16 protein-coding genes are annotated in these 21,822 nt (G+C 71.2%); 7 read left to right on the plus strand and 9 right to left on the minus strand.

The window, feature by feature from the left end:
• Positions 1-29: 29 nt before the first annotated feature.
• From ACFXJ5_RS21200 to ACFXJ5_RS21210, 3 genes are read right to left on the minus strand one after another with little or no spacing between them, the layout of a single operon-like run.
• On the minus strand, positions 30-1,571 hold the full coding sequence (locus tag ACFXJ5_RS21200; RefSeq protein WP_384633024.1) for a pyridoxal phosphate-dependent decarboxylase family protein: 1,542 nt from the start codon (positions 1,569-1,571) through the stop codon (positions 30-32).
• Between the two features lie 59 nt (positions 1,572-1,630).
• Positions 1,631-2,467 carry a siderophore-interacting protein gene (locus ACFXJ5_RS21205; protein ID WP_384633027.1) on the minus strand — a complete coding sequence of 279 codons (837 nt, stop codon included), beginning with the start codon at positions 2,465-2,467 and terminating at the stop codon, positions 1,631-1,633.
• Positions 2,468-2,488: 21 nt separating this feature from the next.
• Positions 2,489-3,535 (minus strand): ABC transporter substrate-binding protein, encoded by a 1,047-nt coding sequence (locus tag ACFXJ5_RS21210; protein WP_384633030.1) that lies wholly within the window; start codon positions 3,533-3,535, stop codon positions 2,489-2,491.
• Between the two features lie 130 nt (positions 3,536-3,665).
• Here ACFXJ5_RS21210 and ACFXJ5_RS21215 point away from each other — a divergent pair, with 130 nt between their 5' ends.
• From ACFXJ5_RS21215 to ACFXJ5_RS21225, 3 genes are read left to right on the plus strand one after another with little or no spacing between them, the layout of a single operon-like run.
• Positions 3,666-4,700: a FecCD family ABC transporter permease gene (locus tag ACFXJ5_RS21215; protein WP_384633033.1), complete on the plus strand. Its 1,035-nt coding sequence runs from the start codon at positions 3,666-3,668 to the stop codon at positions 4,698-4,700.
• Positions 4,697-5,725 carry a FecCD family ABC transporter permease gene (locus ACFXJ5_RS21220; protein ID WP_384633036.1) on the plus strand — a complete coding sequence of 343 codons (1,029 nt, stop codon included), beginning with the start codon at positions 4,697-4,699 and terminating at the stop codon, positions 5,723-5,725. Before ACFXJ5_RS21215 ends, ACFXJ5_RS21220 begins: the two co-directional genes overlap by 4 nt.
• A gap of 17 nt (positions 5,726-5,742) precedes the next feature.
• Positions 5,743-6,579, plus strand: a complete 837-nt coding sequence (locus ACFXJ5_RS21225; RefSeq protein WP_384633039.1) for an ABC transporter ATP-binding protein — start codon at positions 5,743-5,745, stop codon at positions 6,577-6,579.
• Positions 6,580-6,654: 75 nt separating this feature from the next.
• Here the strand turns inward: ACFXJ5_RS21225 and ACFXJ5_RS21230 are convergent, their stop codons facing one another.
• Positions 6,655-8,298, minus strand: coding sequence for a serine/threonine-protein kinase (locus tag ACFXJ5_RS21230; RefSeq protein ID WP_384633041.1), 1,644 nt, complete (start codon positions 8,296-8,298; stop codon positions 6,655-6,657).
• A gap of 223 nt (positions 8,299-8,521) precedes the next feature.
• On the opposite strand from ACFXJ5_RS21230, the gene ACFXJ5_RS21235 reads away from it, so the two are divergent.
• Positions 8,522-9,529 carry an SCO0930 family lipoprotein gene (locus tag ACFXJ5_RS21235; RefSeq protein WP_384633044.1) on the plus strand — a complete coding sequence of 336 codons (1,008 nt, stop codon included), beginning with the start codon at positions 8,522-8,524 and terminating at the stop codon, positions 9,527-9,529.
• Between the two features lie 176 nt (positions 9,530-9,705).
• Here the strand turns inward: ACFXJ5_RS21235 and ACFXJ5_RS21240 are convergent, their stop codons facing one another.
• Positions 9,706-10,851, minus strand: a complete 1,146-nt coding sequence (locus tag ACFXJ5_RS21240; RefSeq protein WP_384633047.1) for a glycosyltransferase — start codon at positions 10,849-10,851, stop codon at positions 9,706-9,708.
• Positions 10,848-13,721, minus strand: a complete 2,874-nt coding sequence (locus ACFXJ5_RS21245; RefSeq protein ID WP_384633050.1) for a CDP-glycerol glycerophosphotransferase family protein — start codon at positions 13,719-13,721, stop codon at positions 10,848-10,850. Before ACFXJ5_RS21245 ends, ACFXJ5_RS21240 begins: the two co-directional genes overlap by 4 nt.
• Before the next feature lie 977 nt (positions 13,722-14,698).
• Here ACFXJ5_RS21245 and ACFXJ5_RS21250 point away from each other — a divergent pair.
• Positions 14,699-15,616 carry an NADP-dependent oxidoreductase gene (locus ACFXJ5_RS21250; RefSeq protein WP_384633280.1) on the plus strand — a complete coding sequence of 306 codons (918 nt, stop codon included), beginning with the start codon at positions 14,699-14,701 and terminating at the stop codon, positions 15,614-15,616.
• A 60-nt stretch (positions 15,617-15,676) separates the two neighbouring features.
• Here ACFXJ5_RS21250 and ACFXJ5_RS21255 read toward each other — a convergent pair whose 3' ends face one another.
• The gene (locus tag ACFXJ5_RS21255) at positions 15,677-17,224 is read right to left on the minus strand and encodes an APC family permease (protein WP_384633053.1); all 1,548 of its coding nucleotides are present in this window, start codon (positions 17,222-17,224) and stop codon (positions 15,677-15,679) included.
• A 177-nt stretch (positions 17,225-17,401) separates the two neighbouring features.
• On the opposite strand from ACFXJ5_RS21255, the gene ACFXJ5_RS21260 reads away from it, so the two are divergent.
• Together ACFXJ5_RS21260 and ACFXJ5_RS21265 are read left to right on the plus strand one after the other, a co-directional pair.
• Entirely contained in the window at positions 17,402-17,854 is a 453-nt protein-coding gene (locus ACFXJ5_RS21260) for a flavodoxin family protein (protein WP_384633056.1), read from the plus strand.
• A 110-nt stretch (positions 17,855-17,964) separates the two neighbouring features.
• On the plus strand, positions 17,965-19,191 hold the full coding sequence (locus ACFXJ5_RS21265; protein WP_384633059.1) for a cytochrome P450: 1,227 nt from the start codon (positions 17,965-17,967) through the stop codon (positions 19,189-19,191).
• Positions 19,192-19,198: 7 nt separating this feature from the next.
• On the opposite strand, the gene ACFXJ5_RS21270 is transcribed toward ACFXJ5_RS21265, so the two are convergent.
• Entirely contained in the window at positions 19,199-20,239 is a 1,041-nt protein-coding gene (locus ACFXJ5_RS21270) for an AbfB domain-containing protein (protein WP_384633062.1), read from the minus strand.
• Positions 20,240-20,375: 136 nt separating this feature from the next.
• On the minus strand, positions 20,376-21,779 hold the full coding sequence (sthA, locus tag ACFXJ5_RS21275; protein WP_384633065.1) for a Si-specific NAD(P)(+) transhydrogenase: 1,404 nt from the start codon (positions 21,777-21,779) through the stop codon (positions 20,376-20,378).
• Positions 21,780-21,822: the final 43 nt, after the last annotated feature.

Below are 21,822 nucleotides of genomic sequence, written 5' to 3' on the forward strand. Positions count from 1 at the left end.
GGTTCTCTCGTTCGGTCGGCGGACGGCGGTCAGCCGGCGAGGGGGTGGAGTTCCGTCGCCAGGCGCTCGTTCACGTAGCGGCCGGCGTGCTCGGCGAGGAGGTCGAGGACGTGGCCGATGTCGTCCAGCGACGTCTCGGGGTTGAGCAGGGTGAACTTCAGGTGGTGGGCGCCGTCGACCTTGGTGCCGGCCACGACGGCCTCGCCGGAGGCGGCGAGCGCCTCGCGGGCGTACAGGTTGGCGGCGTCGGCAAGTTCGCGTGCCGGGCCCGCGGGCGGCAGGTAGCGGAAGACGACGGTGCTGAGCTGGGACTTGGTGACGACCTCGAAGCGCGGGTCGTCATCGAGCAGGTCCCAGGCGCCGGCCGCGCGGTCCACGACCTCGTCGAAGAGTTCGCCGACCGCGCCGGGGCCCATGATGCGCAGGGTCAGCCACAGTTTGAGCGCGTCGAAGCGGCGGGTGGTCTGGAGGGACTTGTCGACCTGGTTGGGGATGCGCTGTTCGGCCATGCGCGCGGGGTTGAGGTAGTCGGCGTGGTAGGTCGCGTGCCGTAGCGCGGCCCGGTCGCGGACCAGGACGGCGCTGGAACTGACCGGCTGGAAGAAGGACTTGTGGAAGTCGACGGTCACCGAGTCGGCACGTTCGATGCCGTTCAGCAGCTCGCGCCGGGTGCGGGAGACCAGCAGCCCGCAGCCGTAGGCGGCGTCGACGTGCAGCCACAGACCGGCCCACTGGCACAGGTCGGCGATCTTCTCCAGCGGGTCGATGGTGCCGAAGTCGGTGGTGCCGGCGGTGGCGACGACGGCCACGACGGTCAGGCCCTCGCGGTGGCAGCGCTCGATTCCCCGGGCGAGAGCCGCCGGCCGCATACGGCGGTCGCGGTCGGTCTCCACGGTGATGACGGCGTCCGGGCCGAGGCCGAGTAGCTTCGCCGACTTCTGGACGCTGAAGTGGCCGGCCTCGGAGGCGAGGATGCGCAGCCGGGGCAGGATGTCGTGCTTGGTCAGCGGCACGGCGGAGTTCTTCGCGGCCAGCGCACAGGCCTCTTCGCGGGCGAGCAGCAGGGCGTGGAGGTTGGACTGGCTGCCACCGCTGGTGAAGACGCCGTCGGCGTCCGGGCCGAGGCCGATGCGCTCGGCCGTCCAGTCGATCAGGCGGCGTTCGATGAGGGTGCCGCCGGCGCTCTGGTCCCAGGTGTCGAGGGAGGAGTTGACGGCGGTCAGGACGGCTTCGCCGAGCAACGCCGGGATGACCACCGGGCAGTTGAGGTGGGCGAGGTAGCGGGGGTGGTGGAAGTAGACGGCGTCGCGGAGGTAGACGTTCTCGAGCTCGTCGAGGGCGGCGGCCGGGTCGGCCAGCGGCTGCTCCAGGTCGATCGCGGAGATCTCCGGGGCCAGCCGGGCCGGGGTGATTCCGGTGAAGGGGCGCTCGGTGCGGGCGACCCGGGCGGCGACCCGCTCGACGCCGTCGGTCAGGGAGCGCCGGTAGCCGTCCACCGTATGGTCGTTGAACAGGTGCGCTCTGGCGTCCACTGCCCCGGTTGCGGCGTCCGGCTGCCCCTGGAAACTCATGCTCTGTCCTTCCCGTCGCGAACGCTTGGCGCGCTTTACTTAGGTAAGCCTAACCTAACTCACGCGGCGGATGTGACCGGTGGGGTGGCCAGCGCCTCCGCGCGGAGATCCTCCTCGGAGGCGCCCAGCCGCCAGTAGCCGGAGAACGCGACGCTCCGGCGGTCGAATCCGCGCTCGCCGACGAGATGACGGCGCAGCGCCTTCACACACCCGGCCTCGCCGGCGATCCAGGCGTACGGATTCCCGCCCGGCAGTTCGGCCGCCCGTACGGCAGCCGGAAGATCGCCGCCGACCAGCCAGGTGATCTCGGCGTCGGCCCGGCAGGGCAGGTCCTGGATGTCGCCGGCGTCGGGCACGTCGATCCACACCCGCGCCCGCGTTCCGGCCGGCAGCCACGCCAGAATGGCAGCGGCGGCCGGCAGTGCGGTGGCGTCGGCCGCGATCAGCACCCAGTCGGTGCCGGGCGGGGGCCGGAAGCCGACGCTCTTGTTGTCCTCGACCGCCGGGCCGAGCAGCACCACACGGTCCCCCGGCACGGCCCCGGTGGCCCAGCGGGAGGCCGGGCCGCCGTCGCCGTGCAGGGCGAAGTCGACATCCACCTCGGCCTGTTCGCGGCGCTGCTCCCGCACGGTGTACGAGCGCATGACGGCCCGTACCGCCGGATCCATGGCCCGCCACGCCCCGAACCAACTCTCACCGCCGTGGGTGGGGACAACCGGGGCTTCCTGCCCCGGATGCGGCAGGAAGAGCGAGAAGCTCTGGTCCCGGCCGCCCCCGGCGAAGTCCCGCAGCTGTTCGCCGCCGAAGGTGACCCGGACGATGGACGGCCCGAGGCGTCGGCTGCGTACGACACGGGCATCGAAGAACTGGAACGCTCCGGCAACGGCAGTGGTCATGCGGGCACCTCCGAAAGTGGGTCAGCCGAGCTTCTTGGCCTGCTGGATGGACGTGGCGAGGTTCTCCAGGAGCGGGGCGGCACCGGCGTACGAGAAGCGGGGCACCGCGTCCCAGGCGGCGATCTGGCCGGCCTTGACGGCGGGGAGCCGTGTCCAGGAGGGCTTGGCGGCGAGGGCCTTGGGCTGCAGGGCGGTGCTGCGGTTGTCGAGCAGGATGAGATCCGCGTCGTAGGTGTCCGCGTTCTCCCAGCTGAGGCTCTCGAAGTAGCCGCCGGAGTCGGTCTTCTTCGGCACGACGATGTCGACGCCGAGGGACTTGAAGTACATGAGGTCGCTGCTGACCCCGGGGTTGGAGACGTAGAAGAGGTCGGCGCTGCCGGACGCGGCCAGGACCTTCAGGCCGCCGGCGGCCTTGGCGGCCGAGCGCAGGGTCGCGGCGGCCTTCTCGAAGCGGGCCTTGGCGTCGGTGACCTCCTTGGCCTTGAGGTCGGCGCCGAGGGATTCGGCCAGTTCGGCGTAGCGCTGGATGGACTCGGTCATGGGGAGGCGGGCGACTTCGATGGCGACGCTGGGGGCGAGGGCGAGGATCTTCTTCTTGCTCTCGTCCGGGACGTACCAGAGGTCGCCGTTGTCGTAGGTGTGGGTGACGAGGAGGTCGGGGTCGAGGGCCGCGTACTTCTCGATGTTGAACTCGCCCCAGACGTTGCCGAGGATCGTCACCTTGTCGATGTCGAGGCCGCCGGCCTGCGGGTCGGCCTTGCCGTTCTTGAGCTTGGTCTCGCCGAAGACGCCGACGAGCTGGTCGTCGAGCCCGAAGTCGTGGAGGGCGGCGGCGGTGCCGGTGAAGGCGACGATGCGCTGCGGGGTGGTCTTGGCGGTGACCTTCTTCTTGCGGTCGTCGGTGAAGGTCCAGCTGCCGGTGCCGCCGTCCCTGGCGGAGACTGCACCCGAATCGGCTGAACCGCCGCTGCCCCCGCAGGCGGTGAGCAGGGCGCCGATGCCTGCGGCGCCGCCCGCAGCGAGGAGGCCGCGGCGGGAGAGGGGAGCGGTGATGCTGGGCTGCGGCATGGGCGTGTCTTTCTCTCACTGGGTAAAGGCAGGGTCAAGGAAATCGACCGTCGGGCGTTAGGTTAACCTAACCTAAGTTAATGTCCAACGGGGCGTCCCGCCGCTCCCCCGCCCGCACCGGAGTCCGTCCGTGACCGTCACCAACTCACCACCGGAGCAACGGAGTTCGCCGGTCGGCCGGCCGGTGGCGCAGCCGTTGGCGCTGCCTGCGGCCCTGCTGGTCCTGGCCGTCGTCGTGGCGCTCAGCATCGGGGTCGGGGCAAAGCAGCTGTCCCCCGGCGAGGTGTGGCACGGCCTCTTCGACAGTGGCTCCCCCGCCTACACCGTCGTGCACCGCATGCGGCTGCCGCGCACCCTGCTGGGGCTGCTCGCCGGGGCCGCGCTGGGCCTGGCCGGTGGCGTGATGCAGGCGCTGACCCGCAATCCGCTGGCCGACCCCGGGCTGCTCGGCATCAACGCCGGCGCCTCGGCGGCCGTGGCGACCGCGATCTCCTTCTTCGGGGTCACCACCTTCAACGGCTACGTGTGGTTCGCGCTGCTGGGTGCGGCGGCGGTCGCGGCCCTGGTCTACGCGGTCGGCGGCGGACGCGGGGCCACCCCGGCCCGCCTCGCGCTGGCCGGGGCCGGGCTCAACGCCACGCTCTACTCCTACGTCAGCGCGGTGATGCTGCTCGACAGCTCCTCGCTGGACAGGATGCGCTTCTGGACGGTCGGCTCGCTCGCATCCGCCCAGCCCTCGACCGTCGCCGAGCTGGCGCCCTTCGTCGTAGCCGGCCTGCTGCTCGCCCTCGCCCTGGCCCGGCCGCTCAACGCCCTGGCCCTGGGCGAGGATTCGGCCACCGCGCTCGGCGTCCGGCCGGCCCGGATCCGTACCGGGGCGATCGTGGCGGTGACGCTGCTGTGCGGGGCGGCGACGGCGGCCTGCGGGCCGATCGTCTTCGTCGGGCTGATGGTGCCGCATCTCGTACGCGCCCTGACCGGGCCGGATCTGCGGCGGATGCTGCCGTACTGCGCGGTGCTCGCACCGGTGTTGCTGCTGGGGGCGGATGTGGTCGGGCGGGTGGCCGCGCGGCCCGGGGAGCTTCAGGTGGGGATCGTGACGACGGTGCTGGGCGGGCCGTTCTTCCTGTACTTCGTGCGGCGGGGGAAAGTGGCGCGCGCATGAGCGTCGTACGTTTCGCAGGCGGCCGCTCGGTGCGGCTGCGGCCCCGGGCGCTGGCCGTGGGGGCGGGCTGCGCGCTGCTCGCGCTCGCCATGGGGGTGCTGGCCATCGGCGACGGCGACTACCCGATGAGCCCGCCCGAAGTGCTGCGCGCCCTGGCCGGAAACGGCTCCGCCGCACAGGACTTCATCGTCAACGACCTGCGGCTGCCGCGCGTGGTCACCGGCCTGCTGGTCGGCGCCGCACTGGGCCTGGCCGGGGCGCTCTTCCAGTCCCTGGTACGCAACCCGCTCGGCAGCCCCGATGTGCTGGGCTTCACCCAGGGTGCGGCGGCGGGGGCGCTCGTCGTGGTCGTCGCCGGGGGCGGCAGCGTGGCGCTCGCCGGCGGTGCGGTGGCCGGCGGCCTGGTCACCGGGGTCGTGATCTACGCCCTGGCGTGGCGGCAGGGCGTGCACGGCTACCGGCTCGTGCTGGTCGGCATCGGCGTCTCCGCCGTCCTCACCGGCGTCAACGGCTATCTGCTGACGCGCGCTCAGCTCATGGACGCCGCCCGCGCCGTGCTCTGGCTCACCGGGAGTCTCGACGGCCGGGGCTGGGAGGACGCGCTGCCGCTGGCCGCCGCGATGGCGGTCGTCGTCCCCGTGGTGCTGCTCGGCTGCGGACGGGCCCTGGCGGTCATCGAGATGGGCGACGACGCGGCGAGCGCCCTGGGCATACGGGTCGAACGGGTGCGGCTGGTGCTGCTGGCGGGCGCGGTGCTGCTCGCCTCCTTCGCCGCTGCCGCCGCCGGGCCGGTGTCCTTCGTGGCACTCACCGCGCCCCAGCTGGCCCGGCGGCTGACCAAGGCGCCGGGGCCGAACCTGCTGCCCTCGATGTGCGCGGGCGCGGCGCTGCTGGTCGGCGCCGACTGGGCCGCGCAGCGGGTCTTCGCCGGGCACCAACTGCCGGTGGGTGTCGTGACGGGCGTGCTGGGCGGCGGATACCTGGTGTGGCTGCTGGCCACGGAGCGCAGGGCAGGCCGGATATGAGAGAAGGAACGGAAGCGATGACATCCCCCCGGACGTCCACCCCCACGTCCCCCCGCCTCAGCGGCGCGGACCTGACCCTCGCGTACGACAAGCGCACGATCGCCGAGGGCCTGACGGTCCCCATACCGGACCGGTCCTTCACCGTCATCGTCGGACCCAACGCCTGCGGCAAGTCCACGCTGCTGCGCGCGCTTTCGCGCATGCTGAAGCCGGTCACCGGGACCGTGCTGCTGGACGGGCAGGACATCGCCGCCCTCCCCGCCAAGAAGGTCGCCCGGACCCTGGGCCTGCTGCCTCAGTCGTCCATCGCGCCCGAGGGCATCACCGTCGCCGAACTGGTCGCGCGCGGGCGCTACCCGCACCAGGGCCTGCTGCGGCAGTGGTCGAAGGACGACGAGCGCGTCGTCGGGGAGTCGATGGCCGCGACCGGCGTCGCCGATCTGGCGGACCGCCTGGTCGACGAGCTGTCGGGCGGTCAGCGTCAGCGCGTGTGGATCGCGATGGCCCTCGCCCAGGAGACGCCGCTGCTCCTGCTCGACGAGCCGACGACCTACCTCGACATCGCCCACCAGATCGAGATCCTCGACCTGTGCGCGCGCCTCCACGAGGAGCAGGGCCGCACGCTGGTGGCCGTACTCCACGACCTCAACCACGCCGCCCGCTACGCCACCCACATGATCGCGATGCGCGAGGGACGACTGGTGGCCGCCGGAGCGCCGAAGGACATCGTGACCGCCGAGCTGGTGGAGGAGGTCTTCCGGCTGCCGTGCCGGGTGATCGACGACCCGGAGTCCGGCACCCCCCTGGTCGTCCCCGCCGCCCGCCGTCCGGTATCGCGCATCGGAACCCTGTGAGCATCGAGGCCTACCGCGACGATCGGGGCATACGGCCGGCTCACCGCCTTTTGCCGGGCGGGGCGTTGAGTCGTTTCAGCGCGCGGGCTGGAAGGAGTCGAGGAAGAGGTGCAGGGCCTGCTGGTTCGCCTCGGCGTACCAGACCGACTCGGGGACGCTCCATTTGATGGCGTAGCCGTGGTGGGAGTCGACGACGAAGCCGCGGTTGAGGGTGCGGTAGCGGACGCCGTTGATCGTGGAGGTCCATTCCCAGTCGGCGGCCTTCCAGCCCCGGTAGTCGAGGGACTCGATGGCGCCGACGCGGTGGTAGTCGGTGATGCTCGCGCGCACCTTCGTTTCCAGGCTCTGCCACGCGGCGACGGGATCCGCGCCGGGGCTGTGGGTCCAGTCGACCAGCACCGAACGCGGGTCGTTGAAGGCGCCGAAGAGGGAGCCGGAGCCGTGGCCGTTGTCGCCGATGCGGCCGAAGGTGTCGGGGAGGGCGATGGCGAAGCCCTCGGGGTCGTGGCGGAGGGAGAAGTCCTTGGGGATCACCACGGTTCGGTCGCCGGTGGAGGACGCGGAGGGCGCGGACGACGACCGCCCGGTGGACGCGCTCGGCGCGGGCGACGGCAGGGCGGAGGCGGCCGGGGAGCGGTCGTCCAGCATGACGACGGTGACCGCCGTGGTGAAGGCCACCAGCAGGGCGACCGCCCCCACCGTCAGACCGGCCGGAGTCCAGGACACCGTCCGGTCCCGTACGGTCATCCGCCACAGCGGCCTGCGCCACATCGAGACCGCCCGCCTGCTCGGCGCGGTCGTGCGGGCGGGCGGGCGCCTCGGCGCGGGCTCCCTCGCCGAGCCGGTCTGCTCGACGAAGCCCAGGCCGAAGCCCAGGAGGTCGGTGGGATCGGCGCCGAACTTCGCCTCGCCGATGATGCGGTTGAGGACCTTGCGCACGACCGGGTCGTCGGTGCGCTCCAGCGGGTCCTTGCGCAACAGCCCGTTGATGGCCAGGGCCAGCGGACCGGCGTGTCTTGGTGGCACCACGGGTTCGTTGAGGACGGCGGCGAGCGTGGCGGCCGGGGTTTCGAGGTCGCGGAACGGAGGGCGGCCCTCGACCATGGCGTAGAGGACGGCGCCGAGCGACCACAGGTCCGAGGAGGGTCCGGGCCGCTCGCCACGCGCCCGTTCCGGCGAGGCGTATGAGGGCGCGGCGCTCTGGGCGGCGGTCACGCCGAAGCCGTTGAGTACGACCTGCCCGTCGGGGCGGACCAGGACGTAACTGGGCCGGACGTCGCCGTGGGTGATGCCCTCGCGGTGGGCGGCGGTGAGTACGGCGAGCAGCTCCAGGCCGATGCGGGCGGCGCGTACGGCGTCGAGGGTGCCCTCGGTGGCGAGGATCTGGTCCAGGGGGGTGGCCTCGGGGGTCTCGGTGACCGTCCAGAGCCGGCCGTCCTCCTCGACGATGTCCAGAACGGTGAGCACCCTGCCGGGGCACACCAGTGCCATCACCTCGGCCTCACGGAGCATGCGGGTGACCAGCCGGCGCCGCGCGGTGCGCTCGGAGTGCCGCTTGTCGTCGTTCAGTTCGGTGACCGTCACCAGCCGGCCGTGTTCGGTGTCCTCGGCCTGCCAGGCGGTCTGGTCGCCTCCCTGGCGTACGACTTGGGTCAGCCGATACCGGCCGGCGAGCAACTGCCGTGTGGGGCCCTGCGTGTTGGCATCGGCCATGGTCATGGTCATCCCCTGCTGCGTACCCGTACGTACCCGACACATCCACTGTCGACCTGTACGGCCCGGGTCGCCGTGTCTACTCAACGGTCCCAACAATTCGAGCCCTTGGACCTCGGCATTCGAAAACTTTTGAGATCCCCATGAACCGGAGCCCACCTTCGCCCGTAGTTAGGGCCAAGTGCCGGGCGAGGATGCCGGTGCGGACGCGAAACGTGAGGAACCTGAAATGGGAAAGTGGCGAACAGTCCTACTCGCCGGAGTGGCGGCCGCGACCATGCTTCTGGCCACGGCCTGTGGTGCAAGCACCCAGCCGACCACCACCATCGTGCAGCCGGCGGCCGGCTCCGTGTCGGCGAGCCCCTCCGGTTCGACCGGCACCTCCGGGCTCAAGACCGCGGGCGTGCTGTCGGTGCGGTCCGACGCCAAGCTGGGGGCGCTCGTCACCGACAGCGAGGGCAACACCCTTTACCGCTTCGACAAGGACACCCCCAGCCCGTCGAAGTCCAACTGTGAGGGGGACTGCGCGACCGCGTGGCCGCCGGTCTCCGCGGACGACGCCTCGGCGTCCGACAGCCTCAACCCCGATCTGCTGGGCTGGGTCGCCCGCTCGGACGGCACCAAGCAGCTCACGCTGAGCGGCTGGCCGCTCTACCGCTACTCCAAGGACGCGACGGCCGGTGACACCAACGGCCAGGGCGTGGGCGGCACCTGGTTCGCCGCGGCCCCCGACGGCAAGAAGTCCGGTGTGAAGCGGGCCGCGCTCAACGTGCTGGACAGCCCCGAACTGGGCAAGGTTCTGCAGGACAGGAACGGCAAGACGCTGTACCTCTTCACCAAGGACCATCCCTGGCCCATGACGACCGCCTGCAACGCGGCGTGCCTGCAGAAGTGGACGCCGAGCGGTCTGGTCACGACCGCGGACGTCACGGCGCTGGGCCTCGACCCGAAGGTGATCTTCACCTTCACCACGCCGAACGGCACCAAGCAGGAGGCCTTCAACTGCTGGCCCGCGTACACCTTCAAGGGTGACAAGGAAGCCGGCCAGACGAACGGCCAGGGTGTCGGCGGCGTCTGGTTCGCCATCAAGAAGGACATCGTGGTCGACCGCGGCAAGACCAAGCCCGCCGCGAAGGCGAAGGCCGGCTCGTCCGCCTCGTCTTCGTCCTCGTCGTCTTCGTCCTCGTCGTCCTCCTCCGGCAGCTCGAGCAGCGACTCCTCGAGCCTCGGCTACTGAGCCGCGAGGCCGCACCAGCCATACCCGCACCCCCACGCGCCTCCGCCGCCGGCTCCCCCAGGACCGGCGGCGGAGGCGTACCCGCATCTCCAGTGCCCCTCACGGCACTAGGCCCTGTCGTCAAAATCCCGCCTGTCCCGCCCTCCGGGCGGCCGGCGCCATTTTGACGACAGGGCCTAGCGCTCCAGAAAGCGGAACAGCTCTTCCCACCGGTCGGCGACCGCGCCGGGCGCGAAGCGCCGTACGTTCCGCCGGGCCCGCTCTCCCATCGCGTCGCGCAGTTCGGGGTCGCCCATCAACCGGTCGAGGACGCGGGCCAGTTCGGAGGTGTTGCCGGGCGTGGCCAGCAGCCCGTCCTCGCCGTCGCGGATGATCTCGCGTACCCCGGGGGCGCAGTCGAAGGCCGCGCAGGGCACGCCGCAGGCCATCGCCTCCAGGATCGCCAGCGGGAAGCCCTCGCCGCGCGAGGACTGCACGAAGACGGACGCCTGGTGCAGTGCCCGCGTCACGTCGGTGGTCTGCCCGGCCCAGTCCACCGAGCCGTCGAGCCCGAGGGCGGTGCACTGCCGCTTGAGCGGTTCCTCGAGCTCACCGGCGCCGTGGATCCGCAGCCGCCAGCCCGGCTGCCGGGGCGCGACCTCGGCCCAGGCGTCGAGCAGCATGTCGATGCCCTTCTGGTGGCTGAGCCTGCCGAGGCTGGCGACCACCTTCTCGGTGCGCGGCGAGGGGGTTTCGGGCTCCGAGGGCAGGGGGTTCGGCATGAAGCCGGTGTTGTCCAGGCCCTGGCCGGTCCACAGGTCGGCGTCCTCCTGGGTGAGCAGCAGCAGCCGGTCCACGCCCGCGTAGTGGGTGAGTACCCGCTCGAAGCGCGAGGACTGGCGGGAGTAGTCGTACGACTCGTGGCTCATGCCGATCACCAGGTGGCCGGCGGTGTCGGCGAGTGCCACCCACTCCATGGCCCACACCTGCGTGACGATGACGACCGCGCCCGGCTGGCCCTCGCGGAAGAGCGCGGACAGCCGCGCCGCGGCCTCGCGCATGACGGCCCGGCGCTCGGCCTCCCGGCGGAGCCCGGCGAGATCGGCCCTGGCCAGCATGGGGGCCAGGGGGCGCGGGGAGGGCGGGCGGCGCGCGTAGAGGGTCCGGGTCTCGAACGGGGGGTCGGCGCCGAGGTCCATGGGCACGTCGGGCGGGGCGATGCCGACGATCCGTACCCGGTGGCCGCGATCGGACAGCAGCCGCGCGAGCTGGTTCTGCCAGCGGGCCACGCCGCCCAGCTCGTTGACCTCGTTGGCGACGAAGAAGATGTCACGCCCGGTCATCGGTCCTCCCCCGCATCCGCCGTGCCGAAGAAGCGGTCCACGATCCGGGCCGCGGCGTCGCCCCGGTCGTACTCGCCGTAGCGGTCGGCGAATTCCTTGAGCCGCGTGGCGTACCGCTGGCGGACCCCCGGCAGGTCGGTGAGCGCGGCGAACAGCTCGTCCTCGGTGCGCGCCACCGGCCCGGGGGCCTCGGCGAGGAGGTCGAAGTAGATGCCTCTGGCGTCCTGGGAGTACTCCTCCCAGTCGTACGCGAAGAAGACCATCGGCCGTTGCAGCAGCGCATAGTCGAACATCAGGGACGAGTAGTCGGTTACCACGGCGTCGGCGAGCAGCAGGAGGGGTGTGATGTCCGGCTCGCCGGTGACGTCGATGACCCGGCCGGCGACGGAGGGCGGCAGGGCGATCCGGTTGAGGTAGTGCGTACGGACCAGGAGGGTCAGCTCGCCGCCGAAGCGGTCGGCGAAACGGTCGACGTCGAAGGGAAACTCGAACTCCCGCACCCGGCCGCCCGGATGGGCGCGGAAGGTGGGCGCGTAGAGGACGACGGGACGGTCGCGGCCGATGCCGAGCCGCTCGGCGAGGAGCGTCGCGGCCGGATCGGGGGTGGCCGTCTCGCGGGCCCGCACCAGGGCGTCGTTGCGGGGGTAGCCGGTGCGCAGCAGCTTCTCGCCGGGGATGCGGTAGGCGCGGGCGAGGGTGCGGACGTCGTGTTCGCCGCGGACGACGAAGTGGTCGAAGCGGTCCAGGGAGCGCTGGTAGGTGGCCTGTTCGGGCTCGCTCAGCAGGCGGTAGCCGGGCTCGTCGAAGCCCATCCGTTTGAGCGCGGAGCCGTGCCAGGTCTGGATGTAGGTGGTCTCGGGGCGCTTGTCGAGCTTGAGCGGGTAGCCCTGGTTGTCGATCCAGAACTCGGCCTGCGCCAGCGCCCGCAGATACCGCCACGACCAGCGGTGGACCAGCTCGACGTCCTCGGGGAAGCCGTCGGGCCGGTCGCCCGCGTAGGACCAGATGGCGGTGACGGGCAGGCCCCGCCGGCGGATCTCCTCGTGGATGGCGCGGGGGCTGTCGCTGTACTGCCTGCCGAGGTGGCTCTCGAAGACGACGGTTCCCCGGCGGACCGGCAGGAGGCGCAGCATCCGGTGGTAGGCCTGGATCTTGCGCCGGCCGGAGTTGAGGTCCCGCCAGCCGGCCCGCGCCGCGCGGTAGGCGCGTTTGCCGACGGTGGCCGCGGGCCCGTCGAGGTGCCGCTCGACCAGGGCGTGGGTGCGCCGGGCGGCAGGGCCGCGCTGGGTCAGGCGGAAGGCCAGGTGGCCCTTGGCGGACACCTCGGGTTCGAGGCGGTCGGCGGTCAGGCGGCTGAGCAGCGGTCGTACGCTCAGGGGCTCGGTGTCGCCCAGGTCGGTGTTGCCCGCGGTGAGCCGGGTGGCGGTGCGGTGTCCGTCGGCGTTGAGGCGCAGCCGTACGTCCCACACGTCGTCGACGATGCCGAGCGGCCGCAGCCGCCGGGCCAGCGGCACTTCGGCCTGCCACACCACGGACTCCCCGGCGTGGCGGAGCGTACGCACCGGGAAGCGGAAGGAGCGCAAGGACCGGCGCCGGGCCCGGAATTCGAGCTCGCCGGTGAGGACGGCGCCGGGCGGGATGACGCCGAGGGGGTTGACGATGGCGCCGTCGAGGATGACCTGGCCGTCGCGCACGGCGTAGCCGGTGAGGCGGTTGCGCGGGGCCAGGTGGTCGAGGGGCCGGGTGTGGTAGCCGAGGGCGGTGACGTCGAGGACCTCGCGGCCCTGGGGGTCGTCGAGGTGGTCGGCACACCAGTAGACGCGGCCGTCGTGCTCGGCGAGGGGGGCGGAGATCTTGTGCCGGTTGATGAGGGTGTCGACGGCCGGCATGAGGTTGGCCCAGTCCTCCTTGAGCAGGAGGTAGGCGCAGATGGCGTGGATGGGGTCGAGCTCGGCGTACGCGGCCGGGGGGAATCCGGCGATGTACTCGTCGGCCATCCGGGCGAAGCGGCGGCGGTAGCCGTCGTCGAGGAAGGGCAGCTCGCGCAGGTAGAGGACCAGGTCGTGCTTGAGGAACTTGATGTCCTTGGCGAGCTTGAGCCCGTCCATGGCGCGGTCGGCGAGGAGCGCGTCGATGCGGCGGTGGATCTCGACCCGGTCGCCGAAGTTGTTGATCTCATGGCGGCGGTTGCTGATCGACTTGACCTCGGCCTTGTCCAGGACGTTCCAGGTGTAGACGGTGTTCGGGATGACCGTGATCCGCCGGGCCGCCAGCAGGGCCTGGGCGGAGAAGAGCAGGTCCTCGTAGTGGATGCCCTTGGGGAAGGTCAGGCCGCTGCTCAGGAGGAAGTCGCGCCGGTAGCACTTGTTGGTCGACAGGGTGTCGAAGACCATCAGGTCCGGCAGGTCGGCGATGGACTCGATGGTGCGCGTCGACCGGTACAGCCACGGGTACCAGGGGTCCTTGCGGTCGTGCCGGCTGTCGGCGTGCACCCGTACGCACAGGCCGGAGACCAGGTCGGCGTCCGTGCGGTCGGCGGCCTCCAGCATGGCCCGGCAGGCATTGGGCGGGAGGGTGTCGTCGCTGTCCAGGAACATCACGTAGCGGCCGCGCGCCACGGCGATGCCCTGGTTGCGGGGCTCTCCGCAGCCGCCGCTGTTGTGCGGCAGCCGGATCGTCCGCACCCGGCGGGGGTCGGCGGCGGCGAGGGAGGTGGCGACCTGGTACGAGCCGTCGGTCGAGCAGTCGTCGGCGATGACCACCTCGACATTGCGCAGGGTCTGCGCCAGCACGGACCGCACCGCGGTGGGAAGCCGCTCCGCGTCGTTGTAGACGATGACGACGACACTGATGTCCGGGGCGAGATCCATGTCCGGTGACACCTTTCTCTGCCTTTCGAATCTCTTTCCTCGGGCGACGGAGCGCAAGTCAGGGAACGGTTCGGGGCGCGGGCCGCCCCGGCGCGAGGCACCATGGGCACATGGCCAGGCGGGTCCCCGTACGGCTGGTGACGGGCCTCCTGCTCGTCGCCGTCTTCTGGCCGCTCTACTGGACGCTGGAGAGCGCCTGGTCGGAGGACGTGTTCTTCCCGCTGTGGCTGGGTTACCTCCTCGTCGCGGACGGACTGGTGCTGGTGCGCACCGGCACGTCGCCGATGAGCGCCCGGCCGCTGCTCCTTCTGGCCCTGTTCCCGGTGTCCTCGGCCTACTGGGCGCTGTACGAGCTGGCCAACCACGTCATCGGCAACTGGCACTACGTGGCTCCGGCCCGGCACGGGCGGCTCTACTGGGACGTCGTCCAGGCGGTCACGTACAGCACGGTCATTCCGGTGCTGTGGGAGACCGCCGAGCTCTTGCTCTCCCTGCCACGGCTGCGGGGGCTGCGGGGACGGCGTGTCGAGGTGCCGGGCGCCGGGCTGCTCCCGCTCGCCGGGGTCGCGGCGGTGGTCCTGCCGCTGGTCCTCCCCCGGCAGACCTTTCCGCTGCTGTGGTTCGCGCCCTTCCTGCTCCTCGACCCGCTCAACCGCCGTGCCGGGCGGCCCAGCCTGCTGGGCCGGGCCGCCGAGGGCCGCTGGGGCACGATCGCGGCGGTGGCTCTGGCCGGGCCGACCGCGGGGTTCTTCTGGGAGCTGTGGAACGGCGGGGCCTCGGGCTACCACTGGGTGTACACGATTCCCTGGTTCGACGGGACGCCCCATCTGTTCCGGATGCCGCTGGCCGGCTACCTGGGCTATCCGCCGTTCGCCGCCTCGACGTACGCGCTGTGCGCGAGCCTGTTCGGGGAATCAATCGCCGCCGGGCCTGGTTTTTTGCAGAGCCGGAACACGCCTCCATCGAAAGGTGCTGAGATGTTCGCGCTGACTTTCTCCGAGTACGGCGACCCGTCGGTTCTCCAGGTCACCGAGGTACCGGAACCGCATGCCGGTCCCGGGCAGGTGCGGATCGCGGTCCGCGCGACCGGGGTGAATCCCGTCGACTGGAAGATCCGGGGCGGTTACATGAAGGACGTCTTCCCGATCGAACTGCCCACGATTCCCGGCATGGACGCCGCCGGGGTCGTCGACGAGGTCGGGGAGGGTGTCGAGGGCGTGAGCGTCGGGGACGGGGTCTTCGGCTCCGGGAACGGTGTCTCCGCGCAGTACGCGGTCCTCGACCACTTCACGGCGAAGCCCGCCTCCATGAGCTGGGCGGAGGCGGCCGGCCTGCCGGTGGCCGCCGAGACCTCCCAGCGGGCCCTGGACGTCGTCGGGCCGCCCACGGCCGGACAAACCCTGCTGATCGACGGCGCGGCGGGCGGGGTGGGCACCATCGCGGCCCAGTTCGCCATCGCGGACGGCGTCCACGTCATCGGCACGGCGAGCGAGTCCAACCACGACCGGCTGCGCTCCCTCGGCGTCGTCCCCACCACCTACGGCCCCGGGCTCAAGGAGCGGGTGGCGGCACTCGCGCCCGGCGGTGTCGACTTCGCCTTCGACACGGCGGGCAAGGGCTCCGTCAAGGAGCTGATCGAGATCGTGGGTGACCCCGCCAAGGTGATCACCATCGCCGACTTCTCCGCCGGCCAGTACGGCGCCCTGGTGACCGGCGCCGGGACCCACCCGCAGCGCTTCGACGCCCTCCCCAAGGCCGCCAGGCTCTACGAAGAGGGCAAGCTCGTCATCCCGATCGACTCCGAGTTCCCCCTGGCCGAGGCCCCCAAGGCTCACGAGCGCAGCGAGGGCGGCCACCTCAGCGGCAAGATCGTACTGACGGTCTCTCAGTCCTGACGTCAACGGGCCGGGCCGCGTACGTGTTAGTACGCGGCCCCGCGCGAACAGTGGCAGGGGTTAGGCCCCAGCCCCGCCGTCCGCGGCGCGCATCGCCGAGCGGGTGGGCGCGCCCAGCGCCCAGAAGATCACACCCATCACGATGAACGCGGCCAGCGGCACCGCCTCCGTCAGCAGGTACGACACCCGCTCGCCGTGCGTCCAGCCGTCGGGGAGGTAGTCCTTGCTGAACCAGCCGCTGCCGACCCCCGGCATGAGCAGCTGGAGCGAGGCGTACGCGATCAGGACGGTGAGCACGATCGCGATCGCCCACGGCATGGGCGCCTTGTACGGGCGGGGGACGTTCGGGTACTTGCGCCGCAGCACCGGCAGGGCCGGGAAGATGCCGAGGTAGCTGACCAGGGTGGTGGACACGGCGAGGCCGAGCACCGCCCCGAAGAGCTTGGCCGCGCTGCCGTGGGTCAGCTCGTGGGCCAGGACCAGGACGCCGGTGGAAACCAGGCCGCTGAGGATGTTTACCCGTACCGGGGTGCCGAAGCGGCTGGAGATGACGCCGAGTCCGCGCGGTGCGGCGCCGTCGTAGCCGGAGACGGCCAGCGCCCGGTCGGAGCCCATGATCCAGGTGACGCCGGAGGACAGCACGGTGAGGATGAACATGATCGCGGCCAGCCCCCCGAGGACGCTGCCGGCCCCGGTCAGCGTGACCGTGCCGTCGGCGGCCACCGAGCCGCCGTACACGGTGAAGACCTGGCGGATGGCGTCGAGGAAGCCGCCGAGGCCGGTGATCGCCTTGGTCGGCAGCACCAGCAGGATGCCCAGGATCGGCAGGCCGTACAGCAGCACGGACAGGGCGGCGCTGCGGAAGATGGCGAAGGGGACGTCCTTGCTCGCGTCGGTCATCTCGTCGCCCGCGGTGTTGGGCAGCTCGAAGCCGACGTAGTTGAACATCAGGACCGGGACCAGGCCGACGAAACCGGCGTACGTCGGGGAGAAGTCGGAGACGCCGAAACCGTGCAGCCCGTGCTGGATCCCGTACACCACCACGGTGACGGTGAAGAAGCCGAGGAGGATCAGGCGGCTCCAGGCGCCCAGCGTGGGAATCCACTTGCCGATGTCGAAGGAGAGAATCGCGGCGAGCACCCCGACCCAGATGAACACCAGGGTGAAAACGTAGAAGGCGGGGGTGCTCAGATCCTTGCCGCCGTTGAAGAAAGTCGTGAAGGCGGCGACGGCCGCGACGGAGAGCGTACCGCCGAGCCAGACCGGATTCGTGACCCAGTAAAGGAAGTTGTTGACCGATCCGACCAGCCGGCCGAATGCCCGGCTGGTCCAGATGTACGGTCCGCCCTCCTCGGGGAAGGCCGCTCCGAGTTCCGCGGTCAGCAGCGCGGACGGTATGAAGAAGACGGCGGCCAGCACGATGAGCCAGGTGAAGGCCTCCGCGCCGGACGAGGCCACGGTGCCGATGGTGTCGACGCCGACAATGGTGCACAGCAGGAAGAACAGGATGTCGAAGCGGCTGAAATGCTTGCGGAGCTTCTGCCGTTCGGCGGCCGCGCTGGGGGCGAGGCCGATTTCTGCTTCGTTTTTGTTAAGCCCTGTGGCCAACGTGATCTCCTGCGGTGAACCTGGTGCCGGTGCGAGTGCCGCTCATGGTCACCTGTCACTCTGCGCCCCCACAAGGGTCGTATCCGATTCTTGACCCATATGCCTGCCTTCGAAACTCATGGGCAACGCGGCAGAAACCTGTGGAAGCAGGGTGGAGGCAGGATAGGCTCGGTCGGTGTGCCTACCTTGCTGATCGTGCACCACACTCCGTCGCCGAATCTGCAGGCCATGTTCGAGGCCGTCGTCTCCGGTGCCACCACCGACGAGATCGAGGGCGTCGAGGTCGTCCGCCGTCCCGCTCTGGCCGCGACCGCGTCCGATGTCCTGGCGGCCGACGGCTATCTGCTCGGCACTCCGGCGAATCTCGGGTACATGTCCGGGGCGCTCAAGCACTTCTTCGACCAGATCTACTATCCGTGCCTGGACGCCACCCGCGGCAGGCCCTTCGGCTTCTACGTGCACGGCGGCAACGATGTCACCGGGGCGGTGCGCGGCATCGAGTCGATCACCACGGGTCTCGGCTGGCAGAAGGCGGCGGTCGCCGTCAGCGTCACCGGCGAGCCGGGCAAGGGCGACACCGAAGCGTGCTGGGAGCTGGGCGCCACCCTCGCAGCCGGCCTGGCGCAGTAGCGCGCCGCCCCGGGTCCCGCTGCCGGTCTTTCACCCCGTGCCCCGGTCCTGCACCATGGGGCGGGGCGAACGCAGCGCCGGCCGTACAGCCGCACCGGGGAGGCAGATTCATGGGTGAAGACCCGCACGGCGGACTCGCGGCACTGCAGCGGGACCCCTATCCGGCGTACGCGCGGGCCCGGAAGGAGCCGGGGCTCGCCTTCTCGCCGGAGCTGGGCGGATGGCTGGTGGCCCGTCAGGCTGACGTTCGCGAGGTGCTGCGCAGGCCGGAGGACTTCTCCTCGGCCAATGCCCTGCGCCCCGACGTCATGCCGGCGCCCGAGGCACTGGCCGAACTGGGCAGGGGCCCGGGCGGCGGTCCCGTGGTGGTGACCTCGGACGGCGCGGCGCACCTGCGGTTACGCGCCCCGCTGACCCGGGGGCTGTCGGCGTCACGGGTCGCGGCGGCGGTGCCGTACATCGCCGAGCGCGCCACGGCCCTGGTCGACGCCTTCGCCGGTGAGGGGCGGGCGGAGCTGATGCGGCAGTACGCCAAGCGGCTGCCGGGCGAGGTGATCGGCCACGTGCTCGGGCTGGACCCGGCCGATGTACCGGCGGCGGTCCACGGCAGCTATCGCGCCGAGGAGCTGATCTTCCGGCCGCTGCCGGTGCAGGAGCAGATCCACGCCGCCCGCGATGTCGTCGCCCTGCAACTGCTGCTCCTGGACTACGCGCAGGAGCGTCGCCGGGATCCCGGCGACGATCTGTGCTCGGAGATCGTACGGGCGATCGCCCCCGGCACCGCCGCGCTGACCGACGAGCAGCGCGGCGAGGTGATGTCCAATCTGCAGAACCTGCTGATCGCCGGGCATCTGACGACCACCGCCCTGATCGGCACGACCGTGCTCCATCTGCTGCGCCACCCGGCCCAGTGGGAGCTGCTGTGCGCGGACCCCTCACTGATCCCGGCGGCGATCGAGGAGGCGGCCCGCTACGACTGCGCCGTGCAGGGCTTCCGCCGGGTCACCACGCGCCCGGTCACCCTCGCCGGTGTCGAACTCGCCGCCGGGGAGCCGGTGTTCGTGGCGTACGGCTCCGCCAACCGGGACGAGGCGGCGGTCGACCGGCCCGCGGCCTTCGACATCACGCGCCCGCCGGTCCGCCATCTCGCCTTCGGCCACGGCGTGCACGGCTGCCCCGGGTCCCAACTGGCCCGGGAGCAGCTGCGTATCACCCTGGAGACCCTGACCCGGCGGCTGCCGGGGCTGCGGGAGGCGGCGGGCGGTGAGCCGGTCGAGATGCTGCCGACGATGATCCACCGGTCGCCGCGCACGCTGCCCGTCGTCTGGGAGACCTGAGAGGCCTTCAGTACAGGGGCGCGGTGACCTGGAAGCTGATGTCGTCCCGGTAGAGGGACGAGTTCTCGTAGGGGTCGATCCACAGCTTGAAGTCCCGGTGCCGCAGATACCGGCCGGGGTAGTTGTACGACTCGAAGGACACCGAGTCCCAGGACCCGCCCCGGTGCCGGCAGAAGGTGGCGTCCTCGCGGAACTGCCTGGTGCCGTCGTACGCGTCGGCGCGGATCCGGAAGTCGTAGTGGCGCAGATAGTCGCCGCCGCTCACCTTGAAGGAGAAACAGCTGGAGTCGGCGAGCCCGGCCACGACGGTGAAGGTGGCCTGCTTGCGGGTGCTCGCCGAGGAGGAGCCGCTGACCGGGTCGAGGCGGCCCGCACCGTCCCGGTAGGTCCAGTAGCGGTCCGGGTAGTTCACCGAGCGCACCGACCAGCGCGTCGTATCCGGCTGCGGCTGCGAGGTCGGCTGTTTGCTGCTCGTCCCGCTGGAGGTCGCGGTGCCGGCCTCACCCTGCTTCGAGCCCGTCGCCGGGTGGTCGGGCGTGGTCGCGGAGATGCGCGTGGCACCGGTCTCCAGGGGCGCCTTCGCTTCGGCACGCGCGCCGGCCGACGACGGGGACGCCGTGTCGGCCGGAATCCTGGGGAGGGCCGGGAGTTCGGAGCCGGGGGCGGGAGCGGTCGCGGTGGACTCGCTGCTGACCGAGTCCGGCACTTCACGTACGACGGCGAACAGCAGCAGACCGCAGGCCGCGAGGATCGCCGTGCCCACGAGAAGCCCCAGCGGCCGGGCGGGCACCGTCCGGTCGTGCGGGGAGCTCTGCGCCCACGGCGTGGAGCCGTCCGGCGACGCGGACGGGGCCCGTCTCTCGAACTCCGGGTCCGGTAAGACCTGGGCGTCGCCGGGGGCGGGGTCGGGGTCGGTGGCCGGGTCCGGGTGGTCGGGCCCGGCCTCTGCGAACAGCCGCTGCGCGGCCTCCGCGCTCAGCGGCAGGGGCCGCTCCGGCCGGAAGACGTCCAGATCGTCCTCATCGGCGCCCCGCTCATCGGCTGTCAAGGCCGGCCCCTCTCACGCATTCCCAGCTGACCGCTGTGAGCGGCGAGATTAACCCTCCTGATCCATTTCTGATGGATATTCGCCATCCGGCCCCTGGCTCGGCGCCCGCCCTGGTATACGGCGGGCGCCGACGGGATCAGTCCCTCAGGCGGTCGATCTGGCGGATCTTGTTGGTCGCGTCCAGGGCCGCGACCTTGTACGACTCGGCGAGGGTCGGGTAGTTGAACACCGCGTCGACCAGGTAGTCGACGGTGCCGCCGCAGCCCATCACGGCATGCCCGATGTGGATGAGTTCGGTGGCGCCCGTACCGAAGCAGTGCACGCCGAGCAGCCGCCGGTCGTCCGGGGAGACCAGCAGCTTGAGCATGCCGTGCGAGTCGCCGATGATCTGGCCGCGGGCCAGTTCGCGGTAGCGGGAGATGCCGACCTCGAAGGGCACGCACTCTTCGGTGAGTTGGTCCTCGGTCCGGCCGATGAAGCTGATCTCCGGGATGGTGTAGATGCCGATCGGCTGCAGGTCGTGCACACGGTTCACCGGCTCGCCGTAGGCGTGGTACGCCGCCGTACGCCCCTGCTCCATCGAGGTCGCGGCCAGGGCCGGGAACCCGATGACATCGCCCACCGCGTAGATGTGCGGCACGGCGGTGCGGTAGTGCTCGTCCACCGATATCCGGCCGCGCTTGTCGGCGGACAGTCCGGCCTTGTCCAGGTCGAGTTCGTCGGTGAGCCCCTGCCGGCCGGCCGAGTACATCACGGCGTCGGCGGGGATCTTCTTGCCGCTCTCCAGGATGGTGAGGGTGCCCCGGGGGTGCCGTTCGACCGCCGCGACGGTCTCGCCGAAGCGGAAGGTGACGGCCAGGTCCCGGAGGTGGTACTTGAGCGCCTCGATCACCTCGACGTCGCAGAAGTCGAGCATGCCGGCGCGCTGCTCGACCACGGTGATCTTGCTGCCCAGGGCGGCGAACATGGAGGCGTACTCCATGCCGATCACGCCGGCCCCGACGATGACCATGGAGCGCGGCACCCGCTCCAGGTTGAGGACGTTGTCGGAGTCCATGATCGTCCGCTCGTCGAACTCGACGGTCGCCGGCCGGGCGGGCCGGGTGCCGGTGGCGATCACGATGTGCTCGGCGCTCAGCAGCCGGTCCTGGCCGGTCACATCGCGCAGGGCGACGGTGTGGTCGTCCACGAAGCGGCCGGTGCCGGCGAAGAGCGAGACATGGTTGCGGGACAACTGGCTGCGGATGACATCGACCTCGCGGCTGACCACGTGCTGGGTGCGGGCGGTCAGGTCGGCGACGGTGATGTCCTCCTTCAGGCGGTAGCTCTGACCGTACAGATCGCGCTGGGTGAGGCCGGTGAGGTAGAGCACCGCCTCGCGCAGGGTCTTCGAAGGGATGGTGCCAGTGTGGATGGAGACCCCACCGACCATGTCGGGGCGGTCAACGACGGCGACCCGGCGGCCGAGTTTGGCCGCGGCGATGGCGGCCTTCTGGCCGCCCGGACCGGATCCGATGACGAGCATGTCGAAGTCGGGCACCTTCAGGATTCTGACAGCTCAATCCCCCGAAAGGGTGAATCCG

This window comes from Streptomyces sp. NPDC059373, assembly GCF_042751495.1.
Lineage (GTDB): Bacteria > Actinomycetota > Actinomycetes > Streptomycetales > Streptomycetaceae > Actinacidiphila.

Excerpts from the sequence above, each read along its gene's own strand:
- ACFXJ5_RS21200 (WP_384633024.1), bottom strand. The coding sequence starts at position 1,571 with ATGAGTTTCCAGGGGCAGCCGGACGCCGCAACCGGGGCAGTGGACGCC.
- ACFXJ5_RS21205 (WP_384633027.1), bottom strand. The coding sequence starts at position 2,467 with ATGACCACTGCCGTTGCCGGAGCGTTCCAGTTCTTCGATGCCCGTGTC.
- ACFXJ5_RS21210 (WP_384633030.1), bottom strand. The coding sequence starts at position 3,535 with ATGCCGCAGCCCAGCATCACCGCTCCCCTCTCCCGCCGCGGCCTCCTC.
- ACFXJ5_RS21220 (WP_384633036.1), top strand. The coding sequence starts at position 4,697 with ATGAGCGTCGTACGTTTCGCAGGCGGCCGCTCGGTGCGGCTGCGGCCC.
- ACFXJ5_RS21225 (WP_384633039.1), top strand. The coding sequence starts at position 5,743 with ATGACATCCCCCCGGACGTCCACCCCCACGTCCCCCCGCCTCAGCGGC.
- ACFXJ5_RS21230 (WP_384633041.1), bottom strand. The coding sequence starts at position 8,298 with ATGACCATGGCCGATGCCAACACGCAGGGCCCCACACGGCAGTTGCTC.
- ACFXJ5_RS21235 (WP_384633044.1), top strand. The coding sequence starts at position 8,522 with ATGGGAAAGTGGCGAACAGTCCTACTCGCCGGAGTGGCGGCCGCGACC.
- ACFXJ5_RS21240 (WP_384633047.1), bottom strand. The coding sequence starts at position 10,851 with ATGACCGGGCGTGACATCTTCTTCGTCGCCAACGAGGTCAACGAGCTG.
- ACFXJ5_RS21245 (WP_384633050.1), bottom strand. The coding sequence starts at position 13,721 with ATGGATCTCGCCCCGGACATCAGTGTCGTCGTCATCGTCTACAACGAC.
- ACFXJ5_RS21250 (WP_384633280.1), top strand. The coding sequence starts at position 14,699 with ATGTTCGCGCTGACTTTCTCCGAGTACGGCGACCCGTCGGTTCTCCAG.
- ACFXJ5_RS21265 (WP_384633059.1), top strand. The coding sequence starts at position 17,965 with ATGGGTGAAGACCCGCACGGCGGACTCGCGGCACTGCAGCGGGACCCC.